Genomic DNA, 18240 nt, shown 5'->3' with positions numbered 1-18240 from the left:
AAATTTTGTGAGATTGTTAAAGCAGAATTCAGAAGAAAAAAGTTAGTAGTGAGGATGATATTGTATTAGTCGGAAGTAGGTAAGTAGAAGTAACGACTAAAATAGCAAAAGCGAGACAATTCATTGAATAGTCTCGCCGAGAGTATCAATTTTTCTGTATTTCAGTTAATTCTTCTTGGAGTTTTTTCAGCTCTTCGATTTTTTCATCAAGTTTATTTTGTTCTTGAAACAGCTTTTTTAATTTATTGTCAATTTCTGCTTGATATTCAACTTGGTCCCAGTAACCGCGTTCTTCAAAGTATGATTTGAATAACCAGTTTCGTTTTAGCGCCTCCATATTCTCAGCAAATTTTGAAGCTCCGGAACTTGCAAACTCTGACGTTTGAACAAGATTAGCAATGACAGTTTTAACAGAATCATAAACAGATTCATCGGCTAGAAGAGCGCCAAGCGCACCTTCTCCACGGTTAAGTTTTGCGGTTAGTTCTTTAATATTTACTATTGTTGAATCAACATTATGCATTACATCGTTCACACCTTTTCCAAGTTCAACAATGTAATCGGTAATTTCATTCAATGTTGTTGTAATATTTTCCAGACTTTTATCGGCAGATTGAGTTAAATCAACAGCAGCATAATAAAGTTCATCATCATTAAAAATCTTTCCAACCGTTCCTTGTCCGGTATTCACTTTCGAAGTTAGTTCCGCAAAATTTGCGGTCATTTCCCTGAGGCTGGTTATAACTCCACGACTCTCTGTTATAATTTCCGAAATATTTACAGGGTCAATTGATTCGATAAATCCACCATCAGCTACTATTTCAAGATCAGGAGAACCGGGGGAAATGGATACAATCTTCTTTCCTACCAGACCTTCAGTTGCTATTGAAGCACGACTATCAAGTCTAACAAAATTTCTAACTCTCTCTTCGATTCTCATTGTAACGATAACTCTGCCTGCTTTTTCCGGGGCGAGTGATATATCTTTTACGCTACCAATATCATAACCGCTTAATCTAACGGGGGCTCCGGTTTTAAGTCCTTCTACTTCACTAAAATTGGTACGGATAGTTATAGTTTCCGTAAATAAAGAATCTTTATTTCCGATAAATAAAATAGCAATGATAATTAGCACCGTTCCGAGAAAGACAAACAAACCGAGCCTAGCGCCCTCAAGATGCTTTAACATTTTCTACCCCTTTTATTCATTAATTATTTCGGTACTAAAAAAGTTTCTTAAAAATTTATCGTCGGAATTAATTAGTTCCGGTATTGTCCCTTCGTATGATATTTTTGAATCACGTAAAAATATCGCACGATCTGCAATTATATTAGCGCAAATTAAATCATGAGTTACAACGATGGAGGTCATGTTTAATCTTTTTTGCAAAGTTAATATTAGTTCACTTATTTCTTTAGAAGTAATCGGATCAAGTCCGGTTGTCGGCTCATCATATAACATGAGTTCGGGTTCAGTTATAATTGAACGAGCTAGACCAATTCTTTTTTTCATCCCGCCTGATAATTCCGATGGCATTTTATCAATTGCTTCTTCTAACGAAACATGATCGAGAGCAGTTTTTACTTTTTCATCAATTTCTTTTTGAGTAAAATCAAAATTCTTCTTAAGCGGAAATTCTAAATTCTCACGTACAGTCATAGAATCATAAAGTGCTGCCCCTTGAAATAAGAATCCAATATTTTTTCGAATCTTATTAAGTTCTTTCTTTTTTAGCTCGATTACATTCTTATCGTTGATAAAAATCTTCCCGGTTTCTGGTTTTAATAATCCAATAATGCATTTCAACAAAACACTTTTCCCGGTTCCGCTTTGTCCGAAGACGACAAAGTTTTCACCTCGATCAACGTATAATGAAATATCATCAAGAATAATATTTCCGTTAAATCCTTTAGTAAGATTTTCGATTCGTATTAACCTAGCGTCGGCCATATCCACATCGTAATTTTTACAAGAACCATATCAAAAACTAATATTAAAAGAGATGCCATTACAACAGCAGTTGTTGACGCTCTTCCTACGCCTTCGGTTCCACCTTCAGCGGTAAATCCTTTAAAGCATCCGACTATTCCCACAATAAATCCAAACACAAAAGTTTTTGCAACACCGGGAATAAAGTCCCCAAATTCAACTGCACTGATAACTGCATTTTGATAATAGGTAAAACTCATACTTTCCGCAATAATTACAGCAATGTAACCTCCGATAAGAGCAATAAAAATAACATAGACGGTAAGAATTGGGAGAATCATTGTGGTTGCTATAACACGTGTAACAACCAAATATTTAAAAGGATCGATAGCTGAAACTTCCATTGCATCGATTTGTTCTGTCACTCGCATGGAACCAAGTTCTGCTCCAATCCCCGAACTGACTCTTCCCGCAAATATAAGTGCGGTTATAACAGGTCCAAGTTCTCTAACTACAGAAAGCGAAACTGTTGCAGGAAGAAAATCGGTTGCACCAAATCTTGCAAGTACAGGCCAGCTTTGTAAAGCTAAAACTAATCCAATAATAAATCCGGTTATACTGACAATACCAAGTGTTTTTACACCCAACTCATCCATGTGCTTTTTGATTTCGGAAATTTCGTATGGCGGAATTAGAAATTGTTTGAAAAATTCTATAATAAAAATAGTTAACCCCGTCAACGAAGTAAAAAAAGTATAGATTGCTTCTGATGGAGTTGGTCTCTTTTTGAATTTTATTTCAGGAAGATTCATACGATAATTTTTCCGCCGGACTAATTATACGCTAAAATATAAAATAAATCGGAAAGTATTTATCTATTATATAATTAAGAAAATGAATAAAACTAAAATGCATTTTCTATGTGATTTATATCAGGTTTTTCATTTGGCAAATTGAGTATTGCAATTACATCAATTCTGGCATTTTCGAAAGTCAATTCATGACCTTTTTCTATAATGTAGAGTTCTGAGATTTTACGAACTTGTCTTTGTTTGGATTTTGTTAACGCATATTCGGGCGGACCATATTCTAAATTATTCCTGTACTTAACTTCAACAAAAACCAATTCGTCTTTATCCATTGCAACAATATCAATTTCACCCTTGCCGTAGCGATAATTTCTTTCAACTATTTCAAATCCTTTTTCTTTGAGAAATTTAACGGCAAGTTCTTCACCATAATTGCCGGCTTTTTGTTTTGAGTCGGACATAATTAATTCTCAACTAAAACTAATTGCTCTTCTTTTGATAATATCCGTGTTAAAAATGTTTTACGATGAAGCGAACAAGCACCATATTTTTGAATTGCTTTTATATGTGCTTTTGTCGGATAACCTTTATTTGTGTGCCATGAGTAATGTGGAAATTTTTCTGCTTCTTTCTTCATTATTCTATCGCGTGTAACCTTTGCTAAAATTGAAGCCGCCGCAATTGAATACGATTTCGAATCGCCTTTTACAATGGCTCGTGTCTGAACACTAGAAGGGAATGTTTTGTTGCCGTCAATCAAAATAAGATGAGGCTCTATCTCTAATTTTTCAACTGCAATTTTCATTGCGAGAAGGGAAGCGTTTAAGATGTTTATTTCGTCAATTTTTGTGTGGTCGACAATTCCGATTCCAAATGAAACGGCATTTGCAACAATTTCAGTAAAAAGCCTTTCGCGGGTTTTTTCATCTAGTTTTTTGGAATCATTTATTCCCGGTATGATTTTCCCGTTTCCAAATATAACCGCTGCAGCAACAACAGGACCCGCGAGCGGTCCTCGACCCGCTTCATCAACACCGCAGATTATCTTGACCTGTTCAGAATAAAATTTATTATCAAAGTCTTTCATTATGCCCCGATTAAAATCGCAAGTAACCCAAGCATCATATTAATCTTAATAAGGTTACTTGCTCGTCTTAATGTTGCCAATTCCTTGTTGTTATACAGTAGTTTTATTACAAAGACAAACAGCGGATTAACCAAAATGGTTATTAATACAAAATATTCAGCAGAATAAATTCTGTAAAAAAATGGAAGCATATCAATTACAATTAATAGTATTATTAATGAGATTATTAATGCAACCGAAAAATCCAATCCAAATTGTTGCGGAAAAGTTTTAACACCGATTATGCTGTCACCTTTTATGTCTTCGGAGTCTTTTATTATTTCTCTTATGAAATTAGTAAAAAATGCAAAACCGGCAGGTATTAATCCGCCGAAAAAATTCTCAACTACAATTCCACCAAGAACTAGAGGGAAAGCAGTCGCAAATGCGACAACAAAATTACTAAGTAAAATTATTCTCTTCAGATTTGTTGAATAAAGTAATAATAATAAGTTGAGGAAAATCATAATAACTAATATCTCTACGGCTACTAAAGCTGAAAGTAGTAATGAAATTCCAACGGTTATAAAGTATAATCCTTTGGCGGATTTTAGTGACATCAATCCAAGCGGGAGAACACGTTCGGGACGATTAATTTTATCAATTTCGAAATCTATTACATCATTTATCACATTACCTGCGGCAAATGAAAATGTAACTGAGAGAGCTGTTAGAATTACAATTAATGATAAAGAATCAAATGAAGCAGAAATTACAGCCGAGATAATAACCGACAAAAAAGTAATTATTAGGTTTATGGGGCGAAGAATTTTTATAATTGCTATCAATTTCATTAATTATGCTATAATATTGTTACAAAGATAAGATCAATGTTTGTTAAAGTAATAAATAATTATATATTTTCGCATTAATTATCTTATTTAAAGAAAGGCAACGATGTATCGAATTGCAAAAACCGGCGCTAAATTGATGATAGAAATCCTTCCTAACAAATGCGATTTCTGTGGGTGTTGTGTTGGCGTCTGCCCTGATGATGCAATCGAATTGAAAGAAGCCGAAATAAGAATAATAGATGAGAATTGCACAAATTGTTCAAAGTGTATTTGGGCTTGTCCGATTGAAGTAATCAAATTTAATAAAGAAGGATTTCTGAAGTAAAAGGATACTATGTTAAAGAAAGAATACGATATAATTGTTGTTGGTGCTGGTCCTGCCGGAACTGTTGCTGCGAGATATGCCGCCATGCAAGGAGTCGATGTACTCGTTCTCGAAAAAGATAGAGATGTTGGTTATCCCGTCAGATGCGCCGAAGCTATTTCGAAAAGAAATGTAGTGCAGTTTATAGAACCAAACGATAAATGGATTGCCGCCAAAATAAATAAGTACGCGTTTATTTCTCCGAATGGAAAAGAAGTTGTAATAGAATTTGATGAAGAGAACGGTTACGTATTAGAACGAAGAATTTTTGACTATGAACTTGGAAAACTTGCAACCGAAGCCGGGGCTCACATACAAACCAGAGTTTATGTAAACGGATTAATCCTTGAAGGCGAAAAAGTTTGTGGAGTTAAGGCTGAATATCAAGGTGAACAAATTGAGATTAGATCAAAAATAGTTATCGGAGCTGATGGAGTTGAATCTAGAGTCGGAAGATGGGCGGGAATCAAAACTCATATTGATTTTCGAGAAATGGAAGCTTGCTTTCAAGTTACTGCAACAAATATTAATAATGTTGATTCACATACACTTTATTTTTACCTCGGTTCCAATTATGCACCGGGCGGATATTTTTGGGTTTTCCCAAAAGGTGATAAGACTGCAAATATCGGATTGGGTGTGAGCGGTGATACAGGAAAGAAACGATCTGCACTTTCTTACCTGAACGAAAATATGGAACGGTTTTATCCCAATGCATCTGTATTAACACAAGTTGCCGGAGGTGTGCCGTGTGCATTAACATTAGAAAGAATTTCAGGTGATGGAATAATGCTTGTCGGAGATGCGGCACGTCAAGTTAATCCGCTTACCGGAGGAGGAATTGGAAGCGGAATGATTGGCGGTAAAGTTGCCGGCGAAATTGCAGGGAAAGCGATCAAAAGTAATAATTTAAAATTAATAGATAAGTACCGTGATAAATGGATGAAAGAAAGAGGGAAATCACACTTAATTTTTGATCGATTGAAAGAAGGAATTTTTAATTTATCGGATGAAGAGTTTAACGATATAATCGAAAAGTTATTAAGAATACCAAAAGAAAAAAGAACTCTAGGCAAATTTTTTGTAACTGCCTTAGCAAAAAAACCATCATTAATAATTGATGTGGCAAAAGTCTATGTAGTGTAATTAAAACTCATTCACTATTGCAAAATGGATTTTTCCTTGACTAAATGAATCACCTTCACCGAGCGCAAAGCTTACACCTAAAATTCCTAAACCGGTTTCTAAATTTAATCCAAGTCCATATCCGTATTTAAATTCGGAAAGTTCAATTAGATCTCGTGACTCATCTGCATTTCTTAAATAATAACCAGTATCGAAAAATAAATACGCATAAGTGCGAGGCGTGAGTAAATATCTATATTCCAAGTTCGACCAAAAAGTTCGATTCCCGAGAAATTGATTTTCGCGATAACCTCTTAATGTTGTAGTTCCGCCGAGCATGTAATAGTCGCTTATTTCAAAAAAATCACCTCGCATTTCTCGTGCATGAACTCCGGCGGCAATAACTTGTCTGTTAAATATTTCATAGAAATAAGAAAAATCTAATGTTAACCGCTGCAAGTTTATTTCGGTCTTTGTATCACTGGTGATAAACTGTGCCGGACCGTTAATTGATTTTTTACTGTATAAATATGAATTGACAAAATATATTCCCTCGGTTGGAGCATAAACATCATCTCTGCTATCGATTGAAAGCTGAATACCTGTGGAAAGTATGCTTGCATTATAAACAGTAAAAAATGAATTCTTATTTTCGGTCGGAACAATTGATTCGGTTGAAAAAAGTAAACTTGCGGAGATATCATCCGTGGCTAAAAATTCTATTGATCCATCAAACTTGCTTTGGACATAAGTTGTATCTTGCTTTCGTTGAAAAAATCCCAGACCAATATTAAATGGATAGCCCAGAATCCACGGTTCCATATATTTAATTTCGAGTTCTTGAGAATTCCGATTTTCTTTATGCCATTTAAATGCAGCGGCTCTCCCGGTTCCGAATAAATTTCTTAAACTAATATTTAGAAACCCGGTGAAGTATCCGGTTTCATTTTCATTACCTGGAACGAATCCTACAATTCCGTCAAAATTATTCGTCTCTTTTTCCTGAACTGTAATTTGCAGAACTCCTTCATTGCTGCTGTTAAAATAATAGCCCGGTGTATTGACTTGTTCAAAAAATCTAAGTCTATTTAACTTCTTCGGAATTGATTCAACTTTATCTTGTGAGTATAATTCCGGCGGAAAAATTCTTGCTGCACGAAGTATTACTTGATTATTGGTTTTATCATTCCCAATTATTTCTACCTTGTCGATTGTACTTTTCTCATTCTTTTCAAAAGTTAACTTTACTTTGACTTGACTTTCATCTTCAATTTCAGAAAAGGTTATTGAATTGATTACAATTTTTGCGAAGGGAAAACCAATGTTTTCGTATTCATCAAGTATATTTGAAATGGCTGATTCAAATTCTGTCTTATTAAAAATTTCGCCAATCAAGAAATCTAGTTCTGAATAAAAAATTAATGAATCGTGAACGCTCAGATTTGAAATCTCAAACTTGCTGAAATAAGAGGGATTTCCTTCATCGATTTCAATTTTATAAGTGAGTGAAGAATCGGAATTAATCGCGGAATCAATTTTTGTAATTTCTGAAGAGAAGTAGCCTCTGTCATTAAGATTGGAGAAGATTCTAGAAGTGATTGTATCAACAATTCCCACAAAATTAGGTGTGCCGCTATTGATTGAAATCCAGCTTAAATATTCTGATGAAGGGAATTTCTGATTGCCGGAAATTTCTATAGAACCAACAGGTTGTGATTGAAGAGTGAGTATTACAAGAAGAAATATTGAAGCATATTTAATAGTTTGGTGAATCATCTATCAATTTCATTTTCTTGCCGACCGGTTCAATACTTATAATTTCTGCTAGTTCTTTGGCTTTTGCCGACTCAACATTCGCGGCTTCAAAACTTTCTGTATTAAGTGCACCGAGTGCAACGGCTAGCTTCATAAAATCATTATAAACCAAAGCTTGTTCTATACCATAAATTATTCCGGCTACAAATGCGTCACCACTTCCCATAGAATTAATTGCATTTACTTTAGGCGGGGTCGTTTTGAAATGAAAATCGAATTTTGAGGAATACACATCCTTTTCACCGTCAGTTATAAATGCCATCTTTACATTCTTTGCATAAAGTGAGTCTAGAAATTCCATTATTGCTTTTTCATCATGAAGATTAACATCTAACGAAGATTCAATTTCTCTTTTATTATTATGAATTGCAAAAGGGGATAAGTCTATACATTCTGGCAAATGCTCACCATAAGTGTCCACAATGGAAATTTTATCGTACTTATTTGAAAGTTCAATTCCTTCAATAAAAATTCGATTGGTTGAATTGTTCGGTGAACTTCCGGCAAATAAAACAATGGAACAATTTTGAATTGCCTTATCTAATTTGTTAATAAACTCATCAACTTCACGTTCACTTATTTCTGAATTGGGTGAAAAATATGAGGTCAGTTCTTTTTTCTCATTATAAATAGTAACAGCAGCGTATCGAGTTTCGTCTTTAGTACTTACCGCATTAAAATTGATTTGTTCGGTCTCTAAAGCTCTTCGTAATAATTTACCGTTGTTACCACCGAGGAATGTAAGTGCAAGATTTTTAATTCCAAGTCTGTTTAGCTGCCGACTAACGTTGATACCTTTACCGCCGGCATAAAGTATTTCTTTTTGACTTCGGTTAATTGCACCTTGCGTAATTGAATTGAATATCAATCTTCGTTCAAGCAGCGGATTTGGTGTAACAGTTAATATCATTTATTCTAGTATCTATATCTGTTAAGATCTCGGTAGTCTCTGTTTACTAAACGGTAATCACCGAATCCGGTGTAATCAATAAATACAAATTGACGATTAAGATTGTAGTAATCCCATACTTCGTATGGTTTAGAATCAACGGCGAAAGGATGTCTATCAATATAATCGGGTGGACCAAGTGAAACATAGACCATTCCCATATCGGTTTGCCAGCCTTCTCGTCTATAAGCCTCAAAATTTCTATTTGCATGATCTATTCGTCTATAATACTCAAGCATCGCTTCGTTAACTTTAGTGTTTGGAGTAGGGTCTTTAACTTCCCAAAATTCTAAAAATCTTTCCAACTTTTCTTGAAAAGATTCGGAATTCATAATATGATTTATTTCACTAGATTCGGCAATATATAACATTTGGTCAATAGCTTTTTGAAGATCAGTTATGCTTCTCGGAATCCCGATAACTCTTGCATAAAATGATTTTCCTATACCGGCTATTAATGAATCGTTTAGGTTTGTCACTTTAACAACTAATTCATACTCGCCAAAAGTAAAAGACGGATATTGAAGAGAACCATAAATTTCGTTAGTGCCTTTATCCAATTTTTTCTCAATGGTATGAGTGTAATTTTGGTTTTCGTTTTTATCCCGTATCCCATACTCAATCTTAATATCTTTTTCTTCGTCGGAATAAAGTTCATAATAGAAGTTTATAACTTCGTCCATACTTTCAACAGTTTGGGAGATATTAGGAACGATTCTTTTACCACTTTCGGTTTCAACAAGTTCTGTAATTAATAAGAGATCGCTTATACTAACTTGAGTATCAAATGGCATTACTTCCAACGTATGTTCGCTCGTTACATTTCTTTTGGAATCTACATCTTCAACGATACATCTGACGAAATAATTACCCGGTGCAAGTTGAAATGATCTTAAACTCAAATTGAAATTTTTTGAAGTGGAAGTCTGATTGAAACTATTTGCAGTTACAACTTCCTCCCATATATCATTACTGATAATATTGCTCTTATCCTCGTTAAACATTGTCAAATTAACCGAATATTTCCCGACAAATTTATCATCTACTTTAACAAATTGAATGTTTGTATAAGGAACTTGTACAAAGAGATCAACCCTAGATTTACCGGTTTCATCACTTTTGTAATTTAAAAAATCCAGATTAAAGTTTGGGGCCGAAGGATAAATTTGTTTTTTACTTTTATCTTCCTGTGCATTAATTGTTAGAAAAAATGAAATTATAAGCGATATGAATAATAAGTTCTTCATGTTTATTTTCCCCCATTACCGGAATGTTTTGCAAATAAATCATACTCATTACAGTCATAAATGTCAACTTCATAAAAATTACCCGGTGTTAAATATTTTCCATTCGGATCAATAATTACTTCTCCGTCAACTTCTGGAGCATCTCGTTCACTTCGTGCAATATAATGTTGATCTTCAATATCATCGATAAGCACACGAATTTTTCTGCCAACCAGCTTTTCGTTTTTAGATAACGAAATTTTTTGTTGAAGATTCATCAGTTCGTCTTTTCTTCTTTCCTTTTCTTTTAGGGAAAAAGGATCACCTAAAATAAAACTTGTGGTTGTTTCTTCTATTGAATAATTAAAAACTCCCATTCTATCGAATTCAATATCTTTAACAAAATCATAAAGTTCTTGGAATTCCTTTTCTGTTTCGTTGGGATATCCTACAATAAAAGTCGTTCTTAAAGTTATATCAGGAATTCTTTCTTTGATTTTATAAAGGAGCTCTTTTGTTCTTCTTGAACTAATTCCTCTGCGCATAGAACGAAGAACATTGTCAGAAATGTGCTGGAGCGGCATATCCAAATATTTGCAGACTTTTGGGTTTTCTGCAATTGTTTCAATTACATCATTCGGGAAATGAGAAGGATAAGCATATAAAAGTTTGATCCATTCAATTCCATTGATATCACTTAGGCGATTTAATAGTTCCGATAGATTTCTTTTTTGATAAATATCCTTCCCGTAATCGGTTGTATCTTGACCGATGATTATTATTTCTTTCGCCCCATTTTTAGCTAAGCTTTCGGCTTCTTTTAATAATTGTTCCATCGGTTTTGATTTATGACCGCCGCGCATCAAAGGAATTGCGCAAAACGAACATGGATTATCGCATCCTTCACTTATCTTTAGATAAGCATAATGTTTAGGTGTAGAAACAATTCTTTCGCCGAGTAGTTCATATTTTAGATTACCGCCGAATTCCTTAACGACACCTTCATAATCTTCGGTTCCAAAATACTTGTCAACTTCCGGGATATCTTTAACAAGATCATCCATGTATCGTTCGGATAAGCAGCCGGCAACTACAACTTTTTTGATCTTACCTTTTTTCTTTAATTCCACAGCTTGTAAAATTGTATTGATTGATTCTTCTTTAGCCGCATCAATAAATCCACATGTGTTTATGACAATTGAATCGGCATCGTCACTATTTTTAACTAATTCAAAATTATTTGCGTTTAGCTGTTTCATCAATCTCTCAGAATCTACAGTGTTTTTAGAACAGCCAAGCGTAATTATATTTATTTTATTTTCTTTCATTCTACCAAGAATTTTTAAGTCACTAATTTAAGGAAATATCGGGCAATAAGTTTAGTGGGGAATTATAACTGCATTGTATAAATAAGGTAAACATAAACTGCCGGTGCGCTGAATAAAAGAGAATCGAATCTATCAAATACACCGCCGTGACCTGGTATTAAAGCCGAAGAATCTTTCACGTTCGCATCTCGTTTAATCAGACTTTCAATTAGATCCCCAATTTGTCCAACTGTTCCAACAATTGTACCGATTATAAATGAATCAACAAGTGAGAGGAAATCCAAAAGTATGAAGTGAGCCGCTATCATTGTGAGAATTGAAAAAATAAATCCGGCAATTGCACCTTCCCAACTTTTCTTAGGACTCACTCGCGGGAAAAGTTTGTGTTTACCGAATGCAGTTCCAAGAAAAAAAGCAGCTGAATCACAAATCCAGATAGTTACAAACAAAGCAATGATTAACAATCCACCTTGTTCATATAATTGATTTGAAAAATTAAACAACTCTCTAATGCTTAATAAAGAAGCGGAAAATACTCCAATGTAAAAAATGCCGAGAAATGTACTTCCTAAATTTAATATTGCAGAATTATTATCTCTATATAATTCGACTATCAATAAAATAAATGAAATCAAAAGGATGAGAATGTAAAAATCAAGCCAATCAAAATAGACATTCAATAAAATTAACACGACCGAAGTTAATCCAAAAATTAAATTTGGATTTGTACCTTTGCTTTTGACTAAAATTGAAAATTCAAAAAAAGAAATAAGGGCAATTCCCAAAACAAAAATCAGAAATAGTATTCCACCGAAATAGGCAGCTAGGCCGATAAATGGAATAGCAGCAACTGAGACAATTATTCTTGTTCCGGTTTTGTTACCCGACATTATTCTTCTTCACTCTCGTCTGTTCGAGAATTAATATCATTAATAATTTCTATAGCAGTTTCAGCATCGGATTTTTTTACTAAAATTTTTATGACGGAAAGATCACCAACGGTTGGATAATTTCTATCCTTTTGTCCTAGAATTAATGCATCAATCTCGGCACCTTCAAGGTTGGCTTTATACATTTCGGCTTTATAAATCTCATCAGTTGTATAAACTACAAGCCAATCCGAATGATGAACAAGATGTCCTTCGAATACATCCTTAGTAACAAGTTCAACACCGCAATCAGGACAAGTTGTAACTGTATCAACATATTCACATTCACAATTTGGACATATCATAATAACTCCTTCTTTTTTGAGAGTTTATCGTAATTCTTGTTTAGAATATAAATATAAACCAAGAATAGCAACAGAAAGAAAAGAAAGAAAAATGTGTTAATTCCAAGATCTGCCGGATCAGCGGCAGTTGCTTGCAAAAATTCATCATCACCAACTATGAAGAAAGAAATAATTGCTATAAGATTATTTAAGAAATGTAGAATCAAAGGAATGAATATGGATTCACTTTTAAATGCAGAGTAACCGAAGAAAAATCCGAGTGCAAATAGTGCAATCAATCCGTATGGATTAAAATGATATAAGGCAAAAAAGATTGCAGTCACAAAAGCTGCCCAAACGGGCTTTATTCTAAATTCAAAACTTTTTTGAACATAACCTCTAAAGAAAACTTCTTCACAAATAGAGGGAACTACTGCTACGACAAAAATTATAAATGATGCTTCAAAAATTGTATCGCTTCTTAAAAGTTCGGAATAAGTTTCTGTTACCAGTTTATCTAAACTATCCAATAAATTTTTAATTACTTGAATAATATGAATTTTTTGGGCAAGAAGATTAAGTAAATAATTTTGTAGGTAAAGATAACTTTGAAGAAGCGGTGCAATGAGGATTAATCCAAATACAAAAGCAAAAACTTCTTTTACTGTTGGAAGTTTAAAACGAATAATTGTTCCAACATCTTCATAAACTAGTTTTGCAAACATGAGTGCGGGGAGAAGTATAAACATTACTTGTCCACCGATTGTCATCAATCGCATCGCGTTAACATTCGCGGATTCAAGGTCTAATCCAAATATTAGGAGAGTTAAGAGACTACCGCCAATTTGGTAGAGAACAAAAACCACAATTAGACCCGTGAACGCCGCGGCGATTGGCGACATGGTTGGTTCAATATTATTTCTGAATTGATCCTCTTTTTCCGGAGGATCTTCAAAATTGCGGAATTCTTCACTCATATGGAATCAAAGGTAAGAAAAAGAGGTAAAATTCTCTATTAAAATTTAGTAAGATTAACTAATCTACTTTAGAGGTAAATTCACCGGCAAGTCCTTCATAGGCAGTCAATTCCGAATCAATTGAACCGATTATTACTTTTGTTTTTACTTTGATCGGCACTTTAAGTTCATCATCGGATAACCAAATAATTATGTTACCTTCGTTCTTAAACAAACCGCCTTCCCTAACTAGTGGTTCAACTATAATGCAATCAAAAGTACCGGCATCAACTGTTATTCTTTCTTTTCCGTGATAAACAACATCAAGCGGATAAACTTTATCGTTATAAAAATTTTCTAAGTTGAACCGGTCGCCTTTTTTCATTCCGCTGAAATCAAAAGTACGTGTGATATAAAAAGCTGACATTATATCGTTAACATACTTTGGAATTTCGAAAGTACCGCCGGTTGTTTTGGCCGAACCATTTCGCTGATCAAAAAACGCCGAGAAATCTTTAGTATAATTTCCTTCTCTAATGTGCTGTTCAAATCTCCAAGGGAAAATTCCTTCGACATCAATAAATGTTTCGTATCTATCTCTAACAATAAAAAACGGATCGAAGGCCGGAACTGTGTTGACTCTAAACGTAACATGGTAAACATCTCTACCGGCTAATTTTTTGATTTTTGGAATCGCCATTTCTGCAATACCTGCAGTTACAAAACCATACTTAACATCAAACGTTAATTTTTCACCTTCTCGAAATGCTTTGTTTTCTATTTTTCTGAAATCATCGGCATTTACAGATACGGTTAATAAAAGTGTAAAATATATTATATATAGTATTAGCTTTTTCATAATAGACTCAATTCAATAGAGTTTTGATTTCCGAATAAACATTATCAATATCAATACTGTTCATACAATCCAATTTTTCACATTGTTCTCTTGTGCAATTTTTACAATCAATTGATGGTGAAAAGATTATACTCTTATCAGTGTAAGGTCCCCATCTTTCAACTGAACATTCTTTGATTTTTGGATAGAAACCGACAACATTCTTGCCAAGAGCTGCTGCTATGTGAATTGGTCCGGTTGAATTTGCAATTAACATGTCACTTTTCTCGATAACTGCAGTTAACTCTTCGAGAGTTAATTTACCGGCTAGATTGTATGAGTTTAGTTCGTTCATAATTTTGTCACATGTGTTTTTTTCTGATTGCGAACCTGTAATTAGTATTACACAGTCCAATTCATGTGCCAAACGATATGATAATGAGCTAAACTTAGAAATTGGTAAATCTATTGAACTTCCACCGCTTCCCGGGTGAATTATAATGATTTTCCTGTTGTCCGGTATATTATAGTCTTCAAATATTTGATCAACTTTTTGTCTACTTTGTTCGCTAATGTGTATATCAAATGATACATCTGTTTTTTCAATATCAGTAATGCCTATTTTTTTCAACAGAGTTAAATTATGCTCAAGTTCATGCTTTTCTCCGGTTTTTCTGTGCTCATAAACTTTGTCCGTAAACAAAAATGAAAACCACCTATAACCTGATCCAATTCTTTTTTTAATACCTGCAAGTTTTAAAGCGAGCGAAATTCTAAATCGGGGATATACCATTATAGCCGTATCAAACTTTTCGCTCTTTAAAATAGATAGTACTTTCCAAAAATTTGTTTGATTACTTTTTTCGGGAAGAATTATTGTGTTGTCAATAAACTTATTGTTAAGAGTAAGCGGACTTGTATATTCTCGAACTAAAAATGTCACATGAGATTTTGGATAAAATTTCTTTATATACTTTGCCAATGGTAACGTCAGTACGACGTCACCAATTCGATCAGTTCTTACGATTAATATTTTATTCGGTGAATTCATTTCTTCGAAACATACGGATTATCTTTGATATAAAAACGCCAAGGAAGTTCAACTGATTTCTTAATTCCGATTCTTTGGGTGACAATTATATTTTTCTTTGAAACATCTTCCGAATCTAAGAGAAAAATTTCTGATGAAGTTAAATCGATTCCGTTTTCTTTTTTTGTAATTGAAAATGCTTTGCAAAATTTAGCCGGACCATTTGTTAGGTTTATGATTTCTTTGTCAGAAAGCACTCTTGCATCAAATCTATGTAACTTCATTTTTTCTAAACCAAACAAAGGTTCAACTCCTCTAATCAAAACGGCTGCTCCTTCACTTGCTTTACCACATACTACGTTAGCACAAAAATGCATTCCATAAGTGAAATAAACATAAAGATAACCACCTTCTTTGAACATTACTTCGTTGCGTATTGTTTTACCATTAAAGGTGTGAGCGGCTTCATCATCTCTACCACGATAAGCCTCAACTTCTACAATTTTCCCAATCAAATATTCAGATTCAACTTTTCTAAAAAAAAGTTTACCCAACAGCTTTGGAGCAAGTTTTACGGCATCGATTTGATAGAATTGCTTGGTAAGTTTTTTAGAAGGGTCAAATTGCATACAAAAGGAAAATGAATTAATTATTCATCATGTTTTTTATTTCTTCTATTTTTCTTTCATAATATTCGGTTTTGGCTGGATTACTCTCTATTAATTTCTCATATATATCGAGAGCTTCTTTGAAGCTTGATTGAGCTAAATAAATTCCGGCTAATGTTTCGGATACAAATTGCTTCCCCCGTGGTTCGGATTCATCAATTTTGGGGGTTATGTTACTGTCTATTGGTGGAATTTTTGCTTTATTAATAGTTTCGGCGAGGTTTTCCAAATCTTCTTCTAACGGTTTTTTAATTCTAGTAATTTCATCTTCGTTGTTCTGAATATTAGATTTCTCTTCCTCGATTTTTTCTAAATAATAATTAATTGTGGAATCATCATTTAAAATTGGTTTGAGCTCATCAAGTTTATCAATTACTTTTTTATATTCACCTTTCTTTGCAAGCGCTTGGATATAAACAAGTTTAGCACTTATATAATCGGGATAAAGTTCCATTCCTCTTTCTAACATTTGAATGGCAGTATCAGTGTTACCTGATTCTAATTCGCTTTCTGCTACTCTCGCAAAAAGAGGAGAAGAAGGATTGAATTCATATATCAATTTTATTTTTGCTAAATCTTTATTCATGCTGCAGATTTTGATTTTTTTGTAAACGAGTTTCTAAAAGAAAAATAAGATACCGATGCAAATCCAAAGAAGAACATTAACTGAAACGGAAGTGCAGCAATTTCCATAAAGTAAATTGATGCGACAACGCCGATCAAACAATAGATTGCAAGAATCATTTCGATATAAGCCGAGCTTTCAATTTTCATATTAAGAAAATATTGATTCTTCGCAAGGGAATCATCTTTTTTTTGAATTTTAAATTTCGGTGTTCGTACAAACTCACTTTTTCTGTTCATCAAAGCTTCCATAACCGCGCGAGAATTATTTACAGCAAAACCCATACTTCCCGCCATGAATAAAGGGAAGAGAGCAATTTTCTTTCGCCAATCTTCATGAACATTTTTCTGTGCGAAAAGATAAAACACAAATGAACTTAAAAATGCAATCACAAATATCGACATGAAGTTAAAAAAGTTATCGTACGGACCGCTGTTTTTAATAAAGATTAACGGAACATTCAAAATACCGGCAAGCAAAATAAATGGGAATACTATATTGTTTGTAAGATGAAATGTTGATTGTAATTTAACACGCATTGGAATTTTTGATTTCCAGACTTCGGGTAACATTTTCTTTGCTGTTTCGATAGCGCCTTTTGTCCATCTAAACTGTTGTGCTTTAAGAGCATTCATTTCGGCCGGTAATTCAGCCGGAGTGGTAAAATCTCTCAGGTAAATAAACTTCCAGCCTTTTAATTGTGCTCGGTAGCTTAAATCAAGATCTTCGGTTAAGGTATCTGCATGCCAGTTGCCTGCGTCAAGAATACAACTTAATCTCCAAACTCCTCCGGTACCGTTAAAGTTGATAAAGAATCCAGCACGGTTTCTAACGGTTTGTTCTATTACAAAATGTCCGTCGAGCGCAAGTGCTTGTATTTTGGTTAGCATGGAATAATCTTCGTTTAGATGCTCCCATCGCGTTTGAACCATTCCCACATTATCATCGGCAAAAAACTTTAAAGTATTTTTCAAAAAATCTGGTTTGGGAATAAAGTCGGCGTCAAAAATTGCAACATATTCACCAGTTACAGATTTCAATCCTTCTTTCAGTGCACCGGCCTTGTATCCGCTTCTGTCAGTTCTGTGAATATGTTTTATGTTAAACCCGAGTTTTTGTTTTTCCTCAACTATTTTTGCAACAACTTCGACTGTTTGATCGGTTGAATCATCAAGAACTTGAATTTCCATTTGTTCTTTGGGAAAATCAATTGCACAGACTGCGTCAATTAACCTTTCCGAAACATACATTTCATTATAAAGCGGTAGTTGAATTGTAACTGTTTTGTGTAAGACTTCTTCAGCTTTTTCTTTAGGAATATTTTTTCCGTACTTGGATTGATAATAGACCATTATAAATCCGTGACTGGCGAAAATCATTAATATTGATAACGATACTATGTAAGTAAGTAAAACTATTTCATCGAAATTCATGTTAATCCCTT

At 33.9% G+C, this 18240-nt stretch carries 20 protein-coding genes; 2 read left to right on the top strand and 18 right to left on the bottom strand.

The window, feature by feature from the left end; translation table 11 throughout:
- Positions 1-145 precede the first annotated feature (145 nt).
- The 6 genes from QY331_14300 to QY331_14275 form a co-directional block, all read right to left on the bottom strand.
- On the bottom strand, positions 146-1189 hold the full coding sequence (locus QY331_14300) for an MlaD family protein (protein WKZ69129.1): 1044 nt from the start codon (positions 1187-1189) through the stop codon (positions 146-148).
- Positions 1190-1201: 12 nt separating this feature from the next.
- A complete protein-coding gene (locus QY331_14295; GenBank protein ID WKZ69128.1) occupies positions 1202-1951 on the bottom strand; it encodes an ABC transporter ATP-binding protein in 750 nt (249 codons plus the stop codon).
- The gene (locus QY331_14290) at positions 1933-2742 is read right to left on the bottom strand and encodes an ABC transporter permease (protein WKZ69127.1); all 810 of its coding nucleotides are present in this window, start codon (positions 2740-2742) and stop codon (positions 1933-1935) included. The genes QY331_14295 and QY331_14290 overlap by 19 nt, the downstream gene beginning before the upstream one ends.
- A 92-nt stretch (positions 2743-2834) precedes the next feature.
- The gene (locus tag QY331_14285) at positions 2835-3200 is read right to left on the bottom strand and encodes a YraN family protein (GenBank protein WKZ69126.1); all 366 of its coding nucleotides are present in this window, start codon (positions 3198-3200) and stop codon (positions 2835-2837) included.
- A gap of 2 nt (positions 3201-3202) precedes the next feature.
- Positions 3203-3826, bottom strand: a complete 624-nt coding sequence (locus tag QY331_14280; protein ID WKZ69125.1) for a ribonuclease HII — start codon at positions 3824-3826, stop codon at positions 3203-3205.
- Positions 3826-4659 carry a geranylgeranylglycerol-phosphate geranylgeranyltransferase gene (locus QY331_14275; protein ID WKZ69124.1) on the bottom strand — a complete coding sequence of 278 codons (834 nt, stop codon included), beginning with the start codon at positions 4657-4659 and terminating at the stop codon, positions 3826-3828. The genes QY331_14280 and QY331_14275 overlap by 1 nt, the downstream gene beginning before the upstream one ends.
- A 103-nt stretch (positions 4660-4762) precedes the next feature.
- Between QY331_14275 and QY331_14270 the strand changes: the two genes are divergently transcribed.
- A complete protein-coding gene (locus QY331_14270; protein WKZ69123.1) occupies positions 4763-4984 on the top strand; it encodes a 4Fe-4S binding protein in 222 nt (73 codons plus the stop codon).
- Positions 4985-4993: 9 nt separating this feature from the next.
- A complete protein-coding gene (locus QY331_14265; GenBank protein ID WKZ69122.1) occupies positions 4994-6169 on the top strand; it encodes an NAD(P)/FAD-dependent oxidoreductase in 1176 nt (391 codons plus the stop codon).
- Here the strand turns inward: QY331_14265 and QY331_14260 are convergent, their stop codons facing one another.
- The 12 genes from QY331_14260 to QY331_14205 all read right to left on the bottom strand — a co-directional run bounded on the left by QY331_14260 (position 6170) and on the right by QY331_14205 (position 18229).
- Positions 6170-7924 (bottom strand): BamA/TamA family outer membrane protein, encoded by a 1755-nt coding sequence (locus tag QY331_14260; GenBank protein ID WKZ69121.1) that lies wholly within the window; start codon positions 7922-7924, stop codon positions 6170-6172. It lies immediately after the preceding gene.
- Positions 7905-8873: a PfkB family carbohydrate kinase gene (locus QY331_14255; protein ID WKZ69120.1), complete on the bottom strand. Its 969-nt coding sequence runs from the start codon at positions 8871-8873 to the stop codon at positions 7905-7907. The genes QY331_14260 and QY331_14255 overlap by 20 nt, the downstream gene beginning before the upstream one ends.
- 5 nt (positions 8874-8878) lie before the next feature.
- The gene (locus QY331_14250) at positions 8879-10159 is read right to left on the bottom strand and encodes a GWxTD domain-containing protein (GenBank protein WKZ69119.1); all 1281 of its coding nucleotides are present in this window, start codon (positions 10157-10159) and stop codon (positions 8879-8881) included.
- A gap of 2 nt (positions 10160-10161) precedes the next feature.
- Positions 10162-11466, bottom strand: coding sequence for a 30S ribosomal protein S12 methylthiotransferase RimO (rimO, locus tag QY331_14245; protein WKZ69118.1), 1305 nt, complete (start codon positions 11464-11466; stop codon positions 10162-10164).
- A 62-nt stretch (positions 11467-11528) separates the two neighbouring features.
- On the bottom strand, positions 11529-12356 hold the full coding sequence (locus tag QY331_14240) for a phosphatidate cytidylyltransferase (protein WKZ69117.1): 828 nt from the start codon (positions 12354-12356) through the stop codon (positions 11529-11531).
- Complete coding sequence (locus tag QY331_14235; protein WKZ69116.1) at positions 12356-12700, bottom strand: DUF2007 domain-containing protein; 345 nt, start codon at positions 12698-12700, stop codon at positions 12356-12358. The genes QY331_14240 and QY331_14235 overlap by 1 nt, the downstream gene beginning before the upstream one ends.
- The gene (locus QY331_14230; GenBank protein ID WKZ69115.1) at positions 12697-13656 is read right to left on the bottom strand and encodes a CPBP family intramembrane metalloprotease; all 960 of its coding nucleotides are present in this window, start codon (positions 13654-13656) and stop codon (positions 12697-12699) included. Before QY331_14230 ends, QY331_14235 begins: the two co-directional genes overlap by 4 nt.
- A 58-nt stretch (positions 13657-13714) precedes the next feature.
- Complete coding sequence (locus QY331_14225) at positions 13715-14494, bottom strand: DUF3108 domain-containing protein (GenBank protein WKZ69114.1); 780 nt, start codon at positions 14492-14494, stop codon at positions 13715-13717.
- Between the two features lie 7 nt (positions 14495-14501).
- Positions 14502-15524 (bottom strand): glycosyltransferase family 9 protein, encoded by a 1023-nt coding sequence (locus QY331_14220; protein WKZ69113.1) that lies wholly within the window; start codon positions 15522-15524, stop codon positions 14502-14504.
- Entirely contained in the window at positions 15521-16132 is a 612-nt protein-coding gene (locus QY331_14215) for a DNA-3-methyladenine glycosylase (GenBank protein ID WKZ69112.1), read from the bottom strand. The genes QY331_14220 and QY331_14215 overlap by 4 nt, the downstream gene beginning before the upstream one ends.
- 16 nt (positions 16133-16148) lie before the next feature.
- A complete protein-coding gene (locus tag QY331_14210; protein ID WKZ69111.1) occupies positions 16149-16757 on the bottom strand; it encodes a tetratricopeptide repeat protein in 609 nt (202 codons plus the stop codon).
- Positions 16754-18229: a glycosyltransferase gene (locus QY331_14205; GenBank protein ID WKZ69110.1), complete on the bottom strand. Its 1476-nt coding sequence runs from the start codon at positions 18227-18229 to the stop codon at positions 16754-16756. Before QY331_14205 ends, QY331_14210 begins: the two co-directional genes overlap by 4 nt.
- Between the last annotated feature and the right edge of the window lie 11 nt (positions 18230-18240).

Source organism: Melioribacteraceae bacterium (assembly GCA_030584085.1).
Lineage (GTDB): Bacteria > Bacteroidota > Ignavibacteria > Ignavibacteriales > Melioribacteraceae > SURF-28.
The sequence above is the reverse complement of the archived record's forward strand: the minus strand, read 5'-3'. Positions and strand labels throughout refer to the sequence as shown.

Excerpts from the sequence above, each read along its gene's own strand:
- QY331_14225 (WKZ69114.1), bottom strand. The coding sequence starts at position 14,494 with ATGAAAAAGCTAATACTATATATAATATATTTTACACTTTTATTAACC.
- QY331_14285 (WKZ69126.1), bottom strand. The coding sequence starts at position 3,200 with ATGTCCGACTCAAAACAAAAAGCCGGCAATTATGGTGAAGAACTTGCC.
- QY331_14270 (WKZ69123.1), top strand. The coding sequence starts at position 4,763 with ATGTATCGAATTGCAAAAACCGGCGCTAAATTGATGATAGAAATCCTT.
- QY331_14215 (WKZ69112.1), bottom strand. The coding sequence starts at position 16,132 with ATGCAATTTGACCCTTCTAAAAAACTTACCAAGCAATTCTATCAAATC.
- QY331_14280 (WKZ69125.1), bottom strand. The coding sequence starts at position 3,826 with ATGAAAGACTTTGATAATAAATTTTATTCTGAACAGGTCAAGATAATC.
- QY331_14255 (WKZ69120.1), bottom strand. The coding sequence starts at position 8,873 with ATGATATTAACTGTTACACCAAATCCGCTGCTTGAACGAAGATTGATA.
- QY331_14220 (WKZ69113.1), bottom strand. The coding sequence starts at position 15,524 with ATGAATTCACCGAATAAAATATTAATCGTAAGAACTGATCGAATTGGT.
- QY331_14240 (WKZ69117.1), bottom strand. The coding sequence starts at position 12,356 with ATGTCGGGTAACAAAACCGGAACAAGAATAATTGTCTCAGTTGCTGCT.
- QY331_14260 (WKZ69121.1), bottom strand. The coding sequence starts at position 7,924 with ATGATTCACCAAACTATTAAATATGCTTCAATATTTCTTCTTGTAATA.
- QY331_14250 (WKZ69119.1), bottom strand. The coding sequence starts at position 10,159 with ATGAAGAACTTATTATTCATATCGCTTATAATTTCATTTTTTCTAACA.
- QY331_14300 (WKZ69129.1), bottom strand. The coding sequence starts at position 1,189 with ATGTTAAAGCATCTTGAGGGCGCTAGGCTCGGTTTGTTTGTCTTTCTC.
- QY331_14235 (WKZ69116.1), bottom strand. The coding sequence starts at position 12,700 with ATGATATGTCCAAATTGTGAATGTGAATATGTTGATACAGTTACAACT.
- QY331_14265 (WKZ69122.1), top strand. The coding sequence starts at position 4,994 with ATGTTAAAGAAAGAATACGATATAATTGTTGTTGGTGCTGGTCCTGCC.
- QY331_14290 (WKZ69127.1), bottom strand. The coding sequence starts at position 2,742 with ATGAATCTTCCTGAAATAAAATTCAAAAAGAGACCAACTCCATCAGAA.
- QY331_14210 (WKZ69111.1), bottom strand. The coding sequence starts at position 16,757 with ATGAATAAAGATTTAGCAAAAATAAAATTGATATATGAATTCAATCCT.
- QY331_14295 (WKZ69128.1), bottom strand. The coding sequence starts at position 1,951 with ATGGCCGACGCTAGGTTAATACGAATCGAAAATCTTACTAAAGGATTT.
- QY331_14275 (WKZ69124.1), bottom strand. The coding sequence starts at position 4,659 with ATGAAATTGATAGCAATTATAAAAATTCTTCGCCCCATAAACCTAATA.
- QY331_14230 (WKZ69115.1), bottom strand. The coding sequence starts at position 13,656 with ATGAGTGAAGAATTCCGCAATTTTGAAGATCCTCCGGAAAAAGAGGAT.
- rimO (WKZ69118.1), bottom strand. The coding sequence starts at position 11,466 with ATGAAAGAAAATAAAATAAATATAATTACGCTTGGCTGTTCTAAAAAC.
- QY331_14205 (WKZ69110.1), bottom strand. The coding sequence starts at position 18,229 with ATGAATTTCGATGAAATAGTTTTACTTACTTACATAGTATCGTTATCA.